The sequence below is a fragment of the Peterkaempfera bronchialis genome (assembly GCF_003258605.2).
Taxonomy (GTDB): Bacteria; Actinomycetota; Actinomycetes; order Streptomycetales; family Streptomycetaceae; genus Peterkaempfera; species Peterkaempfera bronchialis.
Genome location: NZ_CP031264.1, coordinates 743,979 through 760,787, shown reverse-complemented (window position 1 = coordinate 760,787; position 16,809 = coordinate 743,979). Strand labels below are relative to the sequence as shown.

17 protein-coding genes are annotated in these 16,809 nt (G+C 74.8%); 8 read left to right on the top strand and 9 right to left on the bottom strand.

Annotated elements, in window-relative coordinates:
• Window positions 1-5: 5 nt before the first annotated feature.
• Window positions 6-908 (bottom strand): non-homologous end-joining DNA ligase, encoded by a 903-nt coding sequence (ligD, locus tag C7M71_RS03400; protein WP_111494697.1) that lies wholly within the window; start codon window positions 906-908, stop codon window positions 6-8.
• 30 nt (window positions 909-938) lie between these two features.
• On the opposite strand from ligD, the gene ku reads away from it, so the two are divergent.
• Both ku and C7M71_RS03390 read left to right on the top strand, forming a co-directional pair.
• Window positions 939-1,961, top strand: a complete 1,023-nt coding sequence (ku, locus tag C7M71_RS03395; RefSeq protein ID WP_111494699.1) for a non-homologous end joining protein Ku — start codon at window positions 939-941, stop codon at window positions 1,959-1,961.
• A gap of 16 nt (window positions 1,962-1,977) precedes the next feature.
• Entirely contained in the window at window positions 1,978-2,991 is a 1,014-nt protein-coding gene (locus C7M71_RS03390; protein WP_111494701.1) for a PHP domain-containing protein, read from the top strand.
• A 14-nt stretch (window positions 2,992-3,005) separates the two neighbouring features.
• Here C7M71_RS03390 and C7M71_RS03385 read toward each other — a convergent pair whose 3' ends face one another.
• Both C7M71_RS03385 and C7M71_RS03380 read right to left on the bottom strand, forming a co-directional pair.
• Entirely contained in the window at window positions 3,006-4,043 is a 1,038-nt protein-coding gene (locus C7M71_RS03385) for a GNAT family N-acetyltransferase (RefSeq protein WP_111494703.1), read from the bottom strand.
• A gap of 326 nt (window positions 4,044-4,369) precedes the next feature.
• Window positions 4,370-5,293: a polysaccharide deacetylase family protein gene (locus C7M71_RS03380; RefSeq protein WP_229758510.1), complete on the bottom strand. Its 924-nt coding sequence runs from the start codon at window positions 5,291-5,293 to the stop codon at window positions 4,370-4,372.
• A gap of 391 nt (window positions 5,294-5,684) precedes the next feature.
• Between C7M71_RS03380 and C7M71_RS03375 the strand changes: the two genes are divergently transcribed.
• The 4 genes from C7M71_RS03375 to C7M71_RS03360 all read left to right on the top strand — a co-directional run bounded on the left by C7M71_RS03375 (window position 5,685) and on the right by C7M71_RS03360 (window position 9,255).
• Window positions 5,685-6,272, top strand: a complete 588-nt coding sequence (locus C7M71_RS03375; RefSeq protein WP_229758509.1) for a hypothetical protein — start codon at window positions 5,685-5,687, stop codon at window positions 6,270-6,272.
• Window positions 6,273-6,474: 202 nt separating this feature from the next.
• A complete protein-coding gene (locus C7M71_RS03370) occupies window positions 6,475-7,308 on the top strand; it encodes a polysaccharide deacetylase family protein (protein WP_111493157.1) in 834 nt (277 codons plus the stop codon).
• Complete coding sequence (locus C7M71_RS03365; protein WP_229758508.1) at window positions 7,301-8,578, top strand: glycosyltransferase family 4 protein; 1,278 nt, start codon at window positions 7,301-7,303, stop codon at window positions 8,576-8,578. Before C7M71_RS03370 ends, C7M71_RS03365 begins: the two co-directional genes overlap by 8 nt.
• Window positions 8,575-9,255, top strand: coding sequence for a sugar transferase (locus tag C7M71_RS03360; protein ID WP_111493156.1), 681 nt, complete (start codon window positions 8,575-8,577; stop codon window positions 9,253-9,255). The genes C7M71_RS03365 and C7M71_RS03360 overlap by 4 nt, the downstream gene beginning before the upstream one ends.
• Window positions 9,256-9,268: 13 nt before the next feature.
• Here the strand turns inward: C7M71_RS03360 and C7M71_RS03355 are convergent, their stop codons facing one another.
• Window positions 9,269-10,522, bottom strand: coding sequence for an RNA polymerase sigma factor (locus C7M71_RS03355; RefSeq protein ID WP_111493155.1), 1,254 nt, complete (start codon window positions 10,520-10,522; stop codon window positions 9,269-9,271).
• Window positions 10,519-10,887: a YciI family protein gene (locus tag C7M71_RS03350; protein ID WP_111493154.1), complete on the bottom strand. Its 369-nt coding sequence runs from the start codon at window positions 10,885-10,887 to the stop codon at window positions 10,519-10,521. The genes C7M71_RS03355 and C7M71_RS03350 overlap by 4 nt, the downstream gene beginning before the upstream one ends.
• Window positions 10,888-11,092: 205 nt before the next feature.
• On the opposite strand from C7M71_RS03350, the gene C7M71_RS03345 reads away from it, so the two are divergent.
• Window positions 11,093-12,652, top strand: coding sequence for an MFS transporter (locus tag C7M71_RS03345; protein WP_111493153.1), 1,560 nt, complete (start codon window positions 11,093-11,095; stop codon window positions 12,650-12,652).
• Window positions 12,653-12,872: 220 nt separating this feature from the next.
• Here C7M71_RS03345 and C7M71_RS03340 read toward each other — a convergent pair whose 3' ends face one another.
• Window positions 12,873-13,919 carry an O-antigen ligase family protein gene (locus C7M71_RS03340; RefSeq protein ID WP_114914153.1) on the bottom strand — a complete coding sequence of 349 codons (1,047 nt, stop codon included), beginning with the start codon at window positions 13,917-13,919 and terminating at the stop codon, window positions 12,873-12,875.
• A gap of 145 nt (window positions 13,920-14,064) precedes the next feature.
• Here C7M71_RS03340 and C7M71_RS03335 point away from each other — a divergent pair, with 145 nt between their 5' ends.
• A complete protein-coding gene (locus tag C7M71_RS03335; protein WP_229758507.1) occupies window positions 14,065-14,772 on the top strand; it encodes an acetyltransferase in 708 nt (235 codons plus the stop codon).
• 55 nt (window positions 14,773-14,827) lie between these two features.
• Here C7M71_RS03335 and C7M71_RS03330 read toward each other — a convergent pair whose 3' ends face one another.
• The 3 genes from C7M71_RS03330 to C7M71_RS03320 all read right to left on the bottom strand — a co-directional run bounded on the left by C7M71_RS03330 (window position 14,828) and on the right by C7M71_RS03320 (window position 16,632).
• A complete protein-coding gene (locus C7M71_RS03330; RefSeq protein WP_111495092.1) occupies window positions 14,828-15,754 on the bottom strand; it encodes an NAD-dependent epimerase/dehydratase family protein in 927 nt (308 codons plus the stop codon).
• Window positions 15,755-15,889: 135 nt separating this feature from the next.
• Entirely contained in the window at window positions 15,890-16,297 is a 408-nt protein-coding gene (locus C7M71_RS03325) for a PTS sugar transporter subunit IIA domain-containing protein (RefSeq protein WP_229759036.1), read from the bottom strand.
• A gap of 131 nt (window positions 16,298-16,428) precedes the next feature.
• Complete coding sequence (locus tag C7M71_RS03320) at window positions 16,429-16,632, bottom strand: hypothetical protein (protein ID WP_111495090.1); 204 nt, start codon at window positions 16,630-16,632, stop codon at window positions 16,429-16,431.
• Window positions 16,633-16,809 lie beyond the last annotated feature (177 nt).

Sequence of the window (16,809 nt, the reverse complement as noted above, 5' to 3'; positions counted from 1 at the left end):
CTCGGTCACCGGGTGCCCGGCAGCGGCCGGGCGCGGGCGGGGTCGGTCAGGGAGGCGAAGGGGTCGCCGTCCCGTTCGACGCGGGCCAGGACCTGGCTCGGAGTGAAGGCCAGCTGCTCCGGACGGGTGCAGTGCGCCACCTCCTCCCAGGTCACCGGGGTGGACACGGTGGGCGTGCGGCGGGCCCGCAGGGTGTACGGGGCGGCGGTGGTCTTGGCGCTGGCGTTCTGGCTCCAGTCCACGAAGACCTTGCCGGGCCGCAGATGCCGGGCCATCCGGGACAGCACCAGCGCCGGATGGTCCGCCTCCAGCCGCTGCGCCACGGCCTTGGCATAGCCGGAGACCAGCCGCCCGGGCGCCGGGACGAGCGGCGCATACAGGTGCAGGCCCTTGGAGCCGCTGGTCTTCACCCAGCACTCCAACCCGTCCTCGGCCAGCGCCTCACGGACCAGGCACGCCACCCGGCAGCACTCCAGCAGGCCCGCGCCGGGTCCCGGGTCGAGGTCCACCACCAGCAGGTCGTGGGCATCCGGTCCGCCGTCCGCCGTCCACTGCGGGACATGGAGCTCCAGCGCGCCCAGGTTGGCGAGCGCCATCAGGGTCGGCACATCGTCCACCACGACCTGCCTGCGCGACCCGTCCTTGCCGGAGACCTCGACGGTGGGCGCCCAGTCGGGCAGCCCGGGCGGGGGATGCTTGATGTAGAACCGCTCGCCCTCGACGCCGTCCGGGAACCGTACGAAGGACGCCGGGCGGCGGCGCAGGTGCGGCAGCAGCACCGGAGCCGCCAGGGCGTAGTAGTGCAGCGCCTCGCCCTTGGTGAAGCCGGTCGCCGGCCACAGGACCTTCTCCAGGTTGCTGAGGGCCAGCGGGCGGCCGTCGACTGTCGTGGCGATCCGGTCCGGCATACCGTGAAAGTCCCCAGAAGGGACGGAAGCATGCGTAGTTCCTGGAAAGGTGCGATCACCTTCGGCCTGGTCTCCATCCCGGTGCAGCTCTTCCCCGCCACCGAGGAGCACGGCGTGAGCCTGCACCAGGTCCATGCCGAGGACGGCGGGCGGATCCGGGTGAAGCGGTACTGCGAGAAGGAGAACCGCGAGGTCCCCTACGCGGAGATCGCCAAGGCTTATGAGTCCCCGGACGGCCGTACCGCCGTGCTGACCGACGCGGACCTCTCGGAGCTGCCGCTGCCCAGCAAGAAGATCATCGATGTGCTGGCCTTTGTGGACGCCTCCGAGGTCGATCCGCTGCTGCTGGCCAAGCCCTACTACCTCCAGACCGCCACCCCGGCCGCCGCCAAGCCCTATGTGCTGCTGCGGGAGGCGCTGGCGGGCACCGGCCGGGCGGCCGTCACCAAGATCACGCTGCGTACCCGGGAGAGCCTGGCGCTGCTGCGGGTCCGGGGTGACCTGCTGGTGCTCCAGACCATGCTCTGGCCCGACGAGGTGCGCTCGGCATCCGGCCTCGAACCGCAGGGCAAGGTCGAGGTCCGGCCCCAGGAGCTGAGCATGGCCACCTCGCTGATGGACACCCTCAGCGAGGACTTCGACCTCCAGGCCCTGCACGACGACTACCAGCACGCCCTGGACACCCTGGTCGCCGCCAAGCTGGAGGGGGTGGAGCCGCCGAGCGAGGAGGAGGCCGGCGAGGGCGCCCCCGACAATGTCATCGACCTGATGGCCGCGCTGTCCGCCAGCGTCAAGGCTGCCGAGCGCAGCCGGACCGCCGGCGAGCCGGAGGAGCCGGAGGAGGGGAAGCCGCCCCGGAAGAGTGCCGCGAAGCAGCCGGCCGCGCGGAAGACCGCGCGGAAGCAGCAGCCCGAGGCGAAGAAGACGGCCTCCTCCGGCGGCCGGAAGAGCCCCGAGAAGACTGCCGGGAAGGCCGGCGGGCAGCCTGCCGAGAAGACCGGCGAGAAGCCCGCCAAGAAGACCGCGGCAGCCCGCAGGCGGGCCAGCGCCTGACTCGCGAGGAGGCCCCGTGGACCCGGTCGAGGCGCTGAACCGCATCGCCTTCCTGCTGGAACGCGAACAGGCCGCCACCCCCAGGGTGAAGGCGTTCCGCACCGCGTCCGCCACCATCGCCGCCCTCCCCGGGCCCGAACTGGAGAGCCGCCACCGGGCGGGCACCCTCACCGAGCTGCCCGGCATCGGCCCCAAGACCGCCACCGCCGTCGACCAGGCGCTGCGCGGTGCCACCCCCGACTACCTCGCCGACCTGGAACAGCGCGCCCGCACCCCGCTCACCGAGGGCGGGCAGCGGCTGCGCGCCGCCCTGCTCGGCGACTGCCATCTGCACTCGGACTGGTCCGACGGCGGCAGCCCGATCGCGCTGATGGCCGAGACCGCCCGCGACCTGGGCCACCGCTGGGCCGTCCTCACCGACCACTCGCCTCGGCTCACCGTCGCCCGCGGCCTCAGCCCCGACCGCCTGCGCGAGCAACTGCGGGTGGTCGCCCGGCTCAACGCCGACCTCGCCCCGTTCCGGCTGCTCACCGGCATCGAGTGCGACATCCTGGACGACGGCACCCTGGACCAGGAGCCCGACCTGCTGGCGCAGCTGGACATCGTGGTCGCCTCGGTCCACTCCAAGCTGCGGATGGACGCCCCCGCGATGACCCGCCGGATGGTCGCCGCCGTCACCAACCCCCGGGTCGACATCCTGGGCCACTGCACCGGGCGCCTGGTGACGGGCCGGGGACGGCCCGAGTCCGCCTTCGACGCCGACGCCGTCTTCGCCGCCTGCGCGGAACACGGCACCGCCGTGGAGATCAACTCCCGCCCGGACCGGCTGGACCCGCCGCGCCGCCTGATCCGCAAGGCCCTGGACGCCGGGGTGGTGTTCGCCATCGACACCGACGCCCACGCCCCCGGCCAGCTCGACTGGCAGATCTACGGCTGCGCCCGCGCCGAGGAGTGCGGCGTGCCCGCCGCCCGGGTGGTCAACACCCTCACCGCCGACCGGCTGCTGGCCTGGAGCCGCGCCCGCCGCTGACCGCCGCGCCCGCCTCAGCGCCTCGCCGCGCGGCGGGACCTGGCGCGCTGCCGCAGCCCGATCAGGGCGCCGCCCGCGCCGTGCGGGACCAGCCAGCCGATGTCGTCCCGGTCCACGGCGCCGAAGCGGTACTTGTACGGCTCGGTGCCGCGCAGGAAGTCGAAGGTCCGCACCCCCCGGTCGGCGCAGGCCGCCAGCGCCTCCGCGATGATCGCGGTGCCCAGCCGCAGCGGCGCCCACGCCGGGTCCCAGCCGATCTGGTAGTACCCGAAGGTGTCGCCCCACAGGAACCCGTACAGCCCGCCGACCACCCGGCCGCCCGCCGAGGCCACCAGCAGGGCCGGGCCCCGCTCGGGCCCGGTTCCCTGCGCCGCCCGCTCCATCACCCGCAGATGGAGCGGGCGGCGCCCGGCGTCGAAGGTGGTGGGGCGGCCCAGCGCGGCACGCCGCAGCAGGTGCAGCCGCATCACCTCGTCCAGCAGCTCGGGCCCGGCCTCCTTGGGCGGCACCCAGCGGAAGGACACCCCGGCGGCGGCGAGCTTGCGCCCGTACCGGCGGACGGTGGACCGGAACTGCCGGGAGCCCAGCGCCTCCGTCCCTGCCGAGAGGTCGGCGCGCGGGCAGGGCGTGCGCTCCACCTCCCGCGCCCCGGGCGGCAGCAGAGTGGCCTGTCCGGGATCGAGACCGGGCAGCCAGAGGCTGCTGCTGCGGGCCCGCCCGGCCAGCCAGTCCCGCACCTCGGCCCGCCGCCCCGGCAGCGCCGGGAAGCCGCAGTGGTCGGCCGCGCCCGCGCCCGAACCCAGCACCGTCAGGCAGTCCACCGACAGCGGCGCCCTCGGGTGCAGCCGCAGCCGGGTACGGAGCAGTGGCGCCACCGCCTCCACCGCGCCGCCCGGGCCCCGCCAGACCGCCACCTCGGCGGCGCCCGCCGGCAGATCCGCGCCCAGCGTCTCCCACCAGGCGAGCACCCAGTCCGGCGTCATGAACCACGACCCGCCCGGATCACCCGCGACCAGCTCCCGCCAGCCCTCCTCGACCCCGACGGGCAACACAGGGGAACGGTGAACCTCCGGCTGCGCACCCCCACCCACCGCTGCCCCACCCGCGTCCCCCCTGTCACTGCCCCCACCCCCGGCCCGCCCGGCATGAGGCCCCCGCCCGCGCAGCCGGTGCACCGTCGGGTGCAGGTCGCATGACCCTGCTCTCCCCGGCCCGCCTGGCACGCGCCTCGCCTGTGCGGCCTGCCCCGGTGTGGTCCCCCAACTGTCGTCGTGTAGTCGGTGCGCCGTCAGGCGCAGGCCGTGCGACCGCGCGCCCCCCGGCCCGTCCCGTACGAGGCGGCCTGCCCCCGTGCGGTGTCCCGGCCGTCGTCGGGCCGTCAGGTGCCGCCGCGCAGCCGGTGCACCGCCGGGTGCAGGCCCGAGAGGATTGTGTCGAACCGGTGCAGGCTTGTGGAGGCGTTCACCCGAAGTCGGCTGATCCGCAGCGGATTCCTCGGCAGCAGCGCCTCGTGGCGGTGGTCGAAGAGGAACCCCAGCCGGTAGCCCAGCTCCCGCAGCACCCCGTCCGCCCGGGAGTCGAAGTTGCCGTTCGGGTACGCGAACGCGGTCGGCGGTTCGCCCAGCCACCGCTCCAGCGACCGGTGCGCATCGACGATCTCGGTACGCACCGTGGGCTCGTCGCAGTGGTCCAGGCAGGGGTGGCCCAGCGTGTGGTTGCCGATCCGCACGCCGGAGCCGCGCAGGGTGTGCAGGTCCTCGGGGGAGAGCTGGGCCTGCCGGGGCGCGCGCCGGGTGGCACTCACCCGCATCTCGGCCAGGCTGCGGCGGCGGTCCGGGTCCGGCAGCGCCTTCATCCGCCGGACCACCGCCTCCGGCGCTCCGCCGGGCGGCAGCGACCGGGCGGTGCCGCCGTGCCGGGCCAGGAAGTGCGCCTCCCGCCACCAGAACGGCTGGTCGCCGCCGACCAGACCGGCCACCACGAACGCCACCGCCGGGATGGAGCGGCGGGCCAGCACCGGCAGCCCCTCGGTGACGACCGACCGGTCGCCGTCGTCGAAGGTGACCAGCACGCTGCGCGGCGGCAGCGGCCGGTCCTCCACCGAGGCCCGCTGCACCTCGTCCAGCGACACCGGGCGGGCCAGCCGCAGCAGCCGGTCCATCTGGGCGGCGAAGGCGGTCGGGTCGTCGATCTCGTGGTAGGCGAGTACGGAGAGCCGGCGCGCTGCCCTGGCCCGGAAGACCGGTTGCGCGGGCGAGTGGCGGAGCAGGGCGTCCAGTCGGCGCCGGCGGCGGTCGGTCACGGGTACGGGGTGGCGGCCCGGTGCGGGCGCGAATGTCGTGATCATGGCGGTGGATGAACGCGTGGTGGTTTCCGGCTGCGGCACGGTTCCCCCTTCCGACGCCTGGGCGGCGCGGCGGTTTCGCCGGAGGGACGGCGGCCCCGTCCTCCCGGCGGTGGTAGTGCGGTGGGGCGGAGTTGCCCCGCCCGGAGCGACGACGGCCCGCGAGGGGGCTCCCCACCCCGTCCCGGGTCGCTCAACGTAGTACAGACACCTACATTCCGTGGATGGTTGTACAGGGGAGGCGGGAATTTCCGCGCGGCGGCCGTGGGCGGTGGCCCGGCGGCCTCCGGTGGGAACCCCCTTGTGCTTGCCCGTGCCCAGCCCGGGTATCCGGTATACCGTGTGGTCCATGGAGGATGCGGAGAGCGATCGTGAAGGACGTCCGGTGGGCGCCTCGGCGCTGAGCCGGTCTCTTCCCGTGCCGCCGCTCTGGAGCGGCACCGCCCACAACCGCCACCAGTGGCTGCTGGCCGGGGTCGGGGCGGCCTGTCTCGCGCTCGGTGTGCTGGTCGCGGTCACTGTGCCGGACACCGACGGCCCGGCCGCCTGGGTGATGACGGTGGCCGGCTGCCTCGCCATCGGCCTGCTGCTGCTGACCGGGACCCTTGCATTTGTGCATGTTCATGTCCGGATCGACCGGGACGCCCTGGAGGTGCGCTGCGGCCATGTCGGGCTGCCGCGCCGCCGCATCCCGCTCGCCGATGTGGTGGACGCCAGCTACCAGCCCTGCACCCCCATGCACTGGGGCGGCTGGGGCTACCGCTACCGGCAGAGCCACGGCGCCGCCGTGGTGGTGCGCAAGGGCCCGGCGCTGGTCCTGGAACTCGGCGGCGGCCGTCGCTTCACCGTCACCGTGGACGACGCCGAGGCGGCGGTGACGGTGCTCCGAGGACTGCTCCCCACCGGCCCCGGCCCAGCCCGACCCGGCACCGCCTGACTGCCCGGTCTGACTGCCCGGCCTGACCGGCTCTGCCCGGGCAGTATGCATATCGGCCGATCATCCGCCTACCTTCTCGCTTCTTTCACATTTCCGGGGCAGCAGCCCCACACTTCCCCCTAAGGTGGTCCTCGTCCGGTGGAGGGCACCACCGCCGGGCCGCGACGCCGGGGAGGGTCTCGCAGAGGGGGGAACCGGAACCATGAGCCGCACCACCGTGCCGACAGAGCCCGGCGGCGCCCGCACCCGGGTCAAGCAGCACCTCGCCCGTGCTGCCGGCAGCCGCCCCGCCGAGGGCGCCACGCTGCTCATCTACCACCGCGTCGGCGGTGGCTCACCCGATGAACTGGACGTCTCCACAGCCGACTTCACCGCCCAGATGGACCTGCTGGCCGACTTACCCGGCCGCCCCGTCGTCCCACTGGACGAGGCCGTCGACCGGCTGGAACGGGGCAACCGCACCGGCACCGCCGTCCTCACCTTCGACGACGGCTTCGCCGATGTGTACGACCACGCCTGGCCGGTCCTCAGAGAACGCGGCCTGCCCTTCACCATCTACCTCGCCAGCGGCCACATCGGCGGCGAGATGCGCTGGGAGGGCTCCACCGCCAAAGCGGCCGGCGCCCCCGCCCTGACCTGGGACCAGCTCGCCGAGATGACCGCCGGCGGCCTCTGCACCGTCGCCAACCACACCCGCAGCCACGCCCGGCCGCAGCTGCTCTCCACCGCCGAACTCGACGCCTGCGGCGACGACATCGAGCAGCACCTCGGCACCCGCCCCCGGCACTACGCCTACACCTGGGGCGTCCCCGTGCCGCATATGGAACCCGCCCTGCGGGCCCGCTTCCGCAGCGCCGCCACCGGCGAGGTCGGCCGCAACCTGCCCGGCTTCGACCCGGTACGGCTGCGCCGCGTCCCGGTCCGCCGCACCGACCCGCTCGACTTCTTCCGCGCCAAGCTCACCGGCCGCCTCCTCCCCGAACGCGCCTACGCCCGCCTGGTCGCCGCAGCCAAGGCGGTGGGCGTCCGTGCCTGACGCGCCCGCCCACGGCACGTCCCCCGCCCACGGCACGTCCCCCGCCGCCCTGCGCGGCCCCGGCGGCCGACCGCTGCGGGTCGCCCACCTCACCACCGTCGACATGAGCCTCCAACTGCTGCTCGCCACCGAGCTGCGGCACGACGTGGAGAGCGGCTTCGAGACCTACGGCATCAGCGCCCCCGGCCCCTATGTCGCCCAGGTGGAGGCACTCGGCGTCACCCATGTGCCGCTGCCCGCCCTCACCCGCGCCTGGAACCCGCGCGGCGACGCCGCCGCCGCCCGCGAACTGCTCACCGCGCTGCGCCGCATCCGGCCCGACGTACTGCACACCCACAACCCCAAGACCGGCGTCCTCGGCCGCATCCTCGGCCGCGCCGCCCGGGTGCCCGTGGTGGTCAACACCTGCCATGGACTCTGGGCCCAGGCGCACGACCCGCTCGCCAAACGGGCCCTGGTACTCGGCGCCGAGGCCCTGGCCGGCCGCTTCTCGCACGCCGAGCTGTACCAGAACGGCGAGGACCGCCGCACCCTCGCCCGCGCGGTGCCCGCCCGGCGCTCCCGGGTGGTCGGCAACGGCGTCGACCTCGACCGCTTCGCCACCGGACCGGACCGGGAGGCCGCCCGCGCCCGCGTCCGCGCCCGACTCGGCGTCGCCGACGGAGAACTGCTGGTCGCCGGAGTGGGCCGCAGGGTCGCCGAGAAGGGCATCCGCGAGTACGCCGCCACCGCCCGCGCACTCACCGGCAAGGCCCGCTTCGCCTGGATCGGCCCCGACGACCCCGATAAGTCCGACGCCCTCGCCGACGCCCTCGGCGGCGTGGAGTTCCTCGGCGAACGCGACGACATGCCCGACGTCTACGCGGCGCTCGACCTCTTTGTCCTCCCCTCCTACCGGGAGGGCTTCTCCCGCTCCGCCATGGAGGCCGCCGCCTGCGGCCTCCCCATGGTGCTGAGCGACATCCGGGGCTGCCGGGAGATCGGCACCCACGGCGAGCATCTGCTGCTCGCCCCGCCGGGCGACCCGGCGGCGCTCACCGCCGCCGTCGACCGGCTGCTCACCGACGGCGACCTGCGGCGGCGGCTCGGGGAGCCGCCCGCCGCAGGGCCAACCGGGAGTTCGACCAGCGGGAGGTGGCGCGCGTCTCGGTGCAGACCTACGCCGCCGTCGCCCGGGCCCGTGGCCTGGGCTGGCCGACCGCGTCACCGCACAGCCGGGACGACCAGTCACTCCGCGACATCGCGGACCGCTAGGGGGGAGAACGCATGAAGCGAGGGGGGGACCTGGCGGTCGCCGTACTGGCCGGGATCGTCGCGATTCCACTGGTACTGACGATCGCCCTGCTGGTCCGGCTCACCATGGGCGGGCCGGTGATCTTCCGCCAGGTGCGCGCCGGGCGCGGCGGCGAGGAGTTCGAGATCCTCAAGTTCCGCACCATGCGGGACCGGCGCCACCCCGACGAGGAGGACGCACCCCGCATCACCCGGCTCGGCCGCCTGCTCCGCAGGACCAGCCTGGACGAACTGCCCCAGCTGTGGAACGTCATCCGGGGCGACATGGGCGTGATCGGCCCCCGTCCGACCCTGCCCGAGCAGGTCGTGCACTACTCGCCCCGGCAGCGCGGCCGACTGGCCGTCCGGCCCGGACTCACCGGCTGGGCCCAGGTGCAGGGGCGCAACTCCATCAGCTGGCCCGAGCGCATCGAACTGGACCTCTGGTACATCGACCACCACTCGCTGCTGCTCGACCTGAGAATCCTCTTCCGCACCGTCGGCGTGCTGCTGCGGCCGGTCGGCATCACCGGCGCCGGCGGCGTCAACCCCGGCTTCCCCGCTCCCGGCGAACCCGCCGTACTCCGCCGCACCAGCCACCTCCCGCCGGTCACCCCCCTCGTCTCCCGCCCCCGCTACCAGCCCGCAGCCGAGCCCGCCGAAGAGGCATCCTGAGCGAGGGCCCGCCTCAGGAGGCAGGACGCGGCGTCAGTCGGGCGGCGCGGGCCTCCAGGTAGCGGCGCTCGGTCAGGCTGGCGGTGCCGTGGGCGGCGCGGCGGTAGTACTCCCGGGCCGCCGGGTGGTCGCCGGCCATCTCCAACAGGTGTGCGCGGACCGCGTGCAGCCGGTGGTGGTCGGTGATCCGGTCGTCCGTGGCCAGCCCGTCCAGCAGGGCCAGACCGGCCTGCGGTCCGTCGACCATGGCGACCGCCACCGCCCGGTTCAGGCTGGCCATCGGGTTGGGCGAGATCCGCTCCAGGATCCTGTACAGGGTGTTGATCTGGCGCCAGTCGGTCTCGCCGGTGCTGGGCGCCTCGTCGTGCAGCGCGGCGATGGCGGCCTGCAACTGGTAGGGGCCCAGTGTCGAGCGGGTCATCGCGTCGGTGACCAGCGCGACGCCCTCGGCGATACGACCCCGGTCCCAGCGTGAGCGGTCCTGCTCGTCGAGCGGGATCAGCTCGCCATGCGGGCCGGTGCGGGCGGTCCGGCGGGCGTCGGTGAGCAGCATCAGGGCCAGCAGGCCGGTCACCGCGCCGTCGTCCGGCAGCAGCCGGTGCAGCAGCCGGGTCAGCCGGATCGCCTCGGCGGCCAGGTCGTCGCGGCGCAGCCGGTCGCCGGAGCTGGCGGTGTAGCCCTCGTTGAAGATCACGTACAGCACATGCAGCACGACCCGCAGCCGCTCCGCCCGATCCTGCCCGACCGGCATGGTGAACTCGCTGCCGGCGGCCTTGATCCGCTGCTTGGCCCGGCTGATCCGGACCGCCATGGTCGGTTCCGGTACGAAGTAGGCGCGGGCGATCTCCGCGGTGGTCAGGCCGCCGACCGCGCGCAGCGTCAGCGCGACCTGCGAGGCCGGGCTCAGCGCCGGGTGGCAGCAGAGGAACAGCAGGGTGAGCGTGTCGTCCCGGTCGGCCGGGGTGTCCTCGCCGGGGCCGGGCGACGTCGGATCAGGCTCCTGGGCGGCCACCGCGTCCTCGCGCCGCCGCCGGGCCTGTTCGCTGCGCATCCGGTCGACCAGACGGCGGCTGGCGACCGTGGTCAGCCAGCCGCGAGGGTTGTCCGGGACGCCCTCGGTCGGCCAGCGTGTCGCTGCGGCGAGCAGCGCCTCCTGCACGGCGTCCTCGCTCAGGTCGAACTGCCCGTACCGGCGCACCAGCGCGCCGAGGGCCTGCGGCGCGAGCGCGCGCAGCAGGCCCTCGACGGTGGCGCGGTCGGCGCTCACGCGGGCAGGCCGCCGGAGAAGATCACCTGGCGGACCTCGATGCCCAGGCCGTTGAACCGGGCATCCGGGATCAACGCGGCCAGCTCCAGCGCACGGTCCCTGCTCGCGACGTCGACCACGTAGTAGCCGCCCAGGAACTCCTTGGCCTCCAGGTAGGGGCCGTCGGTGACGACCGGCACACCGTCGCGGACGCGGACCACCGCGCTCTGGGACGGGTCGGCCAGCGCCTCGGTGCCGACCATCTCGCCGGACTCGCGGATCGTTTTTATGAACTCGCCGTGGCCGTCCATGATCTCCTGGCGTTCGGCCTCGGTCAGCTCCTCCATGATGGCCGGGTTGATGTGCATGATCAGCAGGAACTTCATGTCCGACTCCTCACCGTCGTGGCGCCCGGACGGGCCCCGTCATCGGGTGGTCGTCGCGGGTCGGCCGCCCTTGACATGCCGGCGCTGGATTCAGCAGATCGGACGATTCCGCCGGTGATTCCGCCGACGATTCCGCCGACGCAGGTCAAGATCCGTCGATCGGTTCCGACCATACCGTGACGATCCACCCGGAGGAGGTTGCCCCATGAGCACGACGACGGCCGAGACGGCGCCGCCGCCGACCACGGCCCGCGCCGGGCGGCGGGCCTGGCTCGGCCTGGCCCTGCTGGCGCTGCCCACCCTGCTGGTCGGCCTGGACATGAACGTGCTGTTCCTGGCGCTGCCAAGGCTGACGGCGGACCTGCGGCCGAGCGGTACCGAGCAGTTGTGGATCACCGACAGCTATGGGTTTATGACGGCTGGGTTTGTGATCACGATGGGCACCCTGGGCGACCGGATCGGCCGGCGAAGGCTGCTGCTGATCGGCGCGGCCGGGTTCGGCGCCGCGTCCGTGCTGGCCGCGTTCTCGACGGGTACGACGATGCTGATCGCGGCGCGGCTGCTGCTCGGACTGGCCGGCGCCGCCCTGATGCCGTCCACGCTGGCACTGATCACCAGCATGTTCGCCGAGGCCCGGCAGCGCGGGCAGGCCATCTCGATCTGGGCCACCTGCAACTTCACCAGCGCGGCCGTCGGGCCGGTGCTCGGCGGGTTCCTGCTGGAGCACTTCTGGTGGGGTTCGGTGTTCCTGGTGGCCGCGCCGGTGATGCTGCTGGTGCTGGTGGCCGGGCCGGTGCTGCTGCCGGAGTTCCGCAACCCGGACCGGGGCAGGCTGGATCCGGTCAGCGTGGCGCTGTCGATGGCGGCCGTGCTGCCGATCGTCTACGGGATCAAGCGGCTGGCCGTGCCCGAGGGCGGCGGCCCGACGCTGCCGGTGGCCGCGATCGTGGTCGGCGCCGGCGTCGGCGCGCTCTTCGTCCGGCGGCAACTGCACCTGGCCACGCCGCTGCTGGACCTGCGGCTGTTCCGGAACCCGACCTTCACCGCAGTGCTGTGCGCGCTGGTGCTGGCCGGCGTGGTGATGGCCGGTACCGGCCTGCTGGGCACGCAGTTCCTCCAGAGCGTGCTCGACCTGTCGCCGACCACTGCGGCGCTGTGGTTCGCGCCGATGGGGCTGGGCGTGGGGCTGGGCACGATGCTGGCGCCGGCCCTGGGCCGGAGGCTGCCGCTGCCCGCCGCCATCGCGGTCGGGCTGGCCTGCTCGGTGCCGGGCTGCCTGCTGATCACACAGGTCGGCGCCGACGGCAGGCCGCTGCCGTTGGCGGTCGGGGTGGCGGTGCTGGCCCTGGGAACCGGTCCGCTGTTCGCGCTCGGCACCGGCGTGGTGGTGGGCGCGGTTCCGGCGGAGCGGGCCGGTTCGGCCGCTTCGATGTCGGAGACCAGCAACTTCCTCGGCGGATCGCTGGGCATGGCGCTGCTCGGCGCGGCGGGCACCGGCCTCTACCAGCAGCGGATGGCCGGGCCGGTCGCGGACGCAGTGTCGGCCGGGCTGCCCGAGGGCGCGGCACACCAGGCCCGGGAGACGTTGGCCGGCGCGGTCGGCGCTGCGCACCGACTTCCCGACGGGGCTGCGGCCGACCTGCTGCGCGCGGCGCACGACGCGTTCACCGGCGGGCTGCACCTGGCCGGCGTCACCGGCGCGGTTGTCTTCGCTGGTCTGTCGGTGTGGTTCCTGCGGCTGCACCGCCGATCCCAGCAGGGCTGACCGTCGCCCGACAACATCCCCACCCGCCCGCAGCTGCCCGTACACGACGGCTGGCGGGCAGCACCTGACGGGTCGTACGCTCCAGGCGCCCGGCACATGCGCCGCACTCGGTGGGATCACCGGTGGCCGGTTCCAGGGCCGCCGTTCGGGCTCAAGCGGCGCGGCGATCCCAGGCGACTGCGAGGCGAGCTGCCTCATCGGAACTCCCGGCGCCACGCTGTCAGGTCGGGCGGGTGGTGGGTTCCTCGGTGAGCGGGTGGGCCGTGGCGATGCCCAGCAGCAGCCCGGCGCCGGTCGTGACGGCGGCGAAGCTGAGGACGTAGTCGATGGAGGCGTGCACGGCCAGCCCGGTCAGCGCCGCCGCAGCCGACACCGCCACCGGCGTCGGCCGGGGGGAGCGCAGCAGCGCCCACAGCACCCACAGATAGGCGCAGGCCAGCAGCGCCAGCCCGGGCAGGCCCTGCTCGGCCGCCTGCTGGAGCGGCGCCGAGTGGGCCCGGTCGGTGTCCCGGTCGGCCAGTACGGTGGGGCTCTGCTCGCCGAACCGGTCCGGACCGACCCCGAGCAGCGGATGCAGCCGCGTCTGCACCAGGGCGTCGTTCCACAGCTCGATCCGCCGCTCGGACAGCTCGGCCACCGCATGCCCGCGCAGCGTCTCCGGTACGGCGCCCCGGGCCAGCGCCACCGTCCCCGCGGCGGCCAGTGCCGCGCAGAGCGCCAGTACCGCCAGCAGCGGACCCCGCCGCCGCAGCCGCCCGGCCGCGCAGGAGACCAGCAGGACTCCCGCCGAGGTGGCGAAGGCCGTCAGCGAGCCCACCAGCAGCGTCAGCCCGGTCAGGACCGAGGCCAGGGCCAGCAGCGCGGCCCGTACGGCGGACCGGTCGGCGGACCAGGCGGCGCAGCAGGCGGCGCCCACGCCCAGTGCCAGCAGCGCGGCGTCGGCGTTGCCGTAGTGCAGCGGGGGCGCGAGCGGTGCACCGGACAGCCCGCCCGGTACCAGCGCCGTCAGCAGCCCCACCGCCAGCGCGGCCGCCGCCGGGGCCGCCGTGGGCAGCAGCGCTCCCGCGACCCGTCCGGCGGCGTAGCCCGCGGCGACCGCCAGCAGGGCCAGCAGCACGCCCTCGGGCCGGGCGCTGGAGTGCCCCGCCGCCGTGGCCAGCGTCCAGCCGGCGCAGCTGGTGAGTACGGCGGCACCGGCCACCTCGGGCCCCGGCAGCCGGTGCGGGCACGGCGCCGCGAGAGTGGAGACGGCATCAGAGTCCGGCATTTCCCGCCCCCCTGGGACCCCCGTTCCGGGCCCGCGCGGCCCGCGCCCGCCCATCGGGCAGAACGCATCCCGGGGGCAGCCGCAGCGACCCGACGGCCATCCGGACTTGCCCACACGGTAGTCGCGGAGGCGGCAGTATGTGGCCATGTCGACCATGTCGCAGGGGATTTCCGCACCCGACGCCGCCACCGCCACCGACCCCCACCCCGCTCCGGGGCCCGCAGCGGAGGACGGCGGCGGCCTGTGGATCGCGGGAGCCGGGGGAGTGGGCCGGGAGGCCCTGGACACCGCGCTGGCCTCGGGCGTCCGGGTGGCGGGCTTCCTCGACGACCACCGGGCCGGGGGCAGGGTGCGCGGCCTGCCGGTGCTGGCACCCCGTCAGATCCCGGACGGTGCACGCTATGTGATCGGTATCGCCGACCCCGGGGCGCGGCAGCGGCTCGCCCCGCTGCTGGCGGAGCGCGGTGCCCGGCCCGCCACCCTGGTGCACCCCCGGGCGGTGGTGGCGCCGGAGACCGAGCTGGCGGAGGGCTGCATCGTGCTCGGCGGGGCGTATATCTCCAGCAGCGTCCGGCTGGGCCCGCACAGCCAGGTGCACTACAACGCCACGGTGGGCCATGACGCGGTGCTGGGGGAGCGGGTGACCGTCTACCCGGGCGGCAATGTCTCCGGCTCGGTGCTGCTGGAGGACGACGCCACGGTGGGCAGCAACGCGGTGGTGCTCCAGGGCCGCACGGTCGGCCGGGGGGCCTTTGTCGGCGCGGCGGCCGTGGTCACCCGGGATGTGCCGCCGCACACCACGGTGATCGGCTCCCCGGCCCGGCCGATGCCGGGCCGGGGCGGCGGCGCATAGGGCCGCCGTACGGCCGACGGCGCGGCGCGCTGCCGGGCGGCCGGGCGGCCCCGCGTCAGGACCGGAACCACTCCACCGTGCGCTCCAGCCCCTCCCGCAGCGGCACCGGCCGCACCTCGGGGAAGAGCGACCGCAGCCGGGCGTTGTCCGCCTGTGAGTCGCGTACGTCGCCGGGGCGCGGCTCGGTGTGCTCCACCGCCACCGGGCTGCCCAGCACCGACTCCAGCTCGGCGACCAGCTCGGTCAGCGAGGTACGGGTGCCGAAGGCGAGGTTCACCGGATCGGGGTGCACCACCCGCCGCAGCACCGCGTCGCAGAGCACCCGGGAGACCGTACCCACAAAGGTGAAGTCGCGGGTCTGGCCGCCGTCGCCGTGCACCGTCAGCGGTCGCCCGGCCAGCGCCGCCTCCACAAACGCCGGGACCACCGCCGCATAGGAGTGCCCGGCCGGCTGGAGCGGCCCGAAGACATTGAAGAACCGGAACGGCAGCACCTCCAGCCCATAGCAGTGGTGAAAGGCCGTCAGATACGCCTCGGTGGCCAGCTTGCTCACCGCATACGGGCTCATCGGCGCGGTACGCATCGCCTCCCGCTTGGGCAGCTCGCGGTTGGCGCCGTACACCGACGACGAGGACGCCGCCGCGACATAGAGGCCGCCTGCCCGCCGGGCCGCCTGGAGCACCTCCAGGGTGCCGGTGGCATTGGCGTGGTGGCTGGCCACGGGGTCGGCGACCGACCTCGGCACCGACGGCAGCGCCGCCAGGTGCACCACCGCGTCGGCGCCGGCGAACACCTCGTCCAGCAGCGCCGGATCGAGGATGCTGCCCTCGTGGAAGGCCACATCCAGGCCCGCCAGATTGGCCTTGCTGCCGGTCGACAGGTCGTCGACCACCCTGACCTGCTCGACCTCCGGCTGCTCCAGCAGGGTCCGGGCCAGATTGGCGCCGATGAACCCCGCACCGCCGGTGATGACCACGCGCATGGACGTCCCCCTCCGTGCCCGGCCGGATCGGTCCCCCCGGGGGCGGCCGGCTCACCCCGTCCGTGATCGTAGCCCCGGGACGGCCGCCGACGGGCGGGATCGCCGCCAATCGGCGACCGGGGCTCAGCCCTTGTGTCAACCCTTGCGGAACCGGTAGGCGTCCTCGGCCGCGTCCACCACCGCCGCCAGATCCCCGCCGGCCGACGCGGTGACCACCGCCGCCACCGCCCCCTCTACAAACGGCGCATCGGCGAACCGGGTCGGGAACGGCAGCCCGTTCCGGTCCGCCTCGGCCAGCAGCGACCGCACCGTCCCCACCGCGCTGCCCAGATCCGACAGGACCACCACACCCACCCCCTGGTCGACCCGCCGGGCGGCGGCCAGCACCAGTGCCGCGCTGGTACCCAGCCCGCCCTCCTCGGTACCGCCCGCAGTGCTCACCGGCGCCGGGTCGCCGGTACCCGCCAGCCCGATCGCCAGCGCGGCGGTGGCCGCCGCCACCGCGCGGCTGTGCGAGACCAGCACCACACCCACCCGGTCCAGCTCCGCCGGATGCGCGGTGACCGGCTGCGCCTCGGCCGGCCGCCCCCGCCTCGGCCGGGCCGAGGTCCTGGGCGACGCGGACGGCGCCTCGCCGATCGGGATGACCTCCGCGTCCCTGCCGTCCGACGTGCTCACGATCCCTCCTTGTGCTTCCCCGGCCGGTGGACACCGGACCGGGCCGCCACCGCGTCCGGCAGGGCTTCGGCGATCCCCCGGGCGGGGGCGCGGTGGAGGCCGGTGGACGACTCCGGCCGGTCGGCGGGGGCGGTGGTCGGGGCGAGTCCGCGCGGCGCATCGGAAGCCACCTTCTCCGGAGCGCCGATCCGCTTCCTCACCGCCGGTTCCCTCTCGTCCGCCCGAGTGCCGCCGGCCGCGCCGCGCACGGGCGGCGACCGCTGCCGCCACTCTCGCAAACCGGAGCCCGATGCGGAGCGATCCGGGCGGCCCCGGCCCCGGCGTGTCCAGGCATAGAACAGGGCCGGGAACGGGGCTGTGAGGGGGGCGGTCCGTGC

What these genes read in the sequence shown, in the direction of transcription:
- ligD (WP_111494697.1), bottom strand. Translation starts at nt 908, where the DNA reads ATGCCGGACCGGATCGCCACGACAGTCGACGGCCGCCCGCTGGCCCTC.
- C7M71_RS03375 (WP_229758509.1), top strand. Translation starts at nt 5,685, where the DNA reads ATGGAGGATGCGGAGAGCGATCGTGAAGGACGTCCGGTGGGCGCCTCG.
- C7M71_RS03340 (WP_114914153.1), bottom strand. Translation starts at nt 13,919, where the DNA reads ATGCCGGACTCTGATGCCGTCTCCACTCTCGCGGCGCCGTGCCCGCAC.
- C7M71_RS03360 (WP_111493156.1), top strand. Translation starts at nt 8,575, where the DNA reads ATGAAGCGAGGGGGGGACCTGGCGGTCGCCGTACTGGCCGGGATCGTC.
- C7M71_RS03330 (WP_111495092.1), bottom strand. Translation starts at nt 15,754, where the DNA reads ATGCGCGTGGTCATCACCGGCGGTGCGGGGTTCATCGGCGCCAATCTG.
- ku (WP_111494699.1), top strand. Translation starts at nt 939, where the DNA reads ATGCGTAGTTCCTGGAAAGGTGCGATCACCTTCGGCCTGGTCTCCATC.
- C7M71_RS03335 (WP_229758507.1), top strand. Translation starts at nt 14,065, where the DNA reads ATGTCGACCATGTCGCAGGGGATTTCCGCACCCGACGCCGCCACCGCC.
- C7M71_RS03345 (WP_111493153.1), top strand. Translation starts at nt 11,093, where the DNA reads ATGAGCACGACGACGGCCGAGACGGCGCCGCCGCCGACCACGGCCCGC.
- C7M71_RS03350 (WP_111493154.1), bottom strand. Translation starts at nt 10,887, where the DNA reads ATGAAGTTCCTGCTGATCATGCACATCAACCCGGCCATCATGGAGGAG.
- C7M71_RS03370 (WP_111493157.1), top strand. Translation starts at nt 6,475, where the DNA reads ATGAGCCGCACCACCGTGCCGACAGAGCCCGGCGGCGCCCGCACCCGG.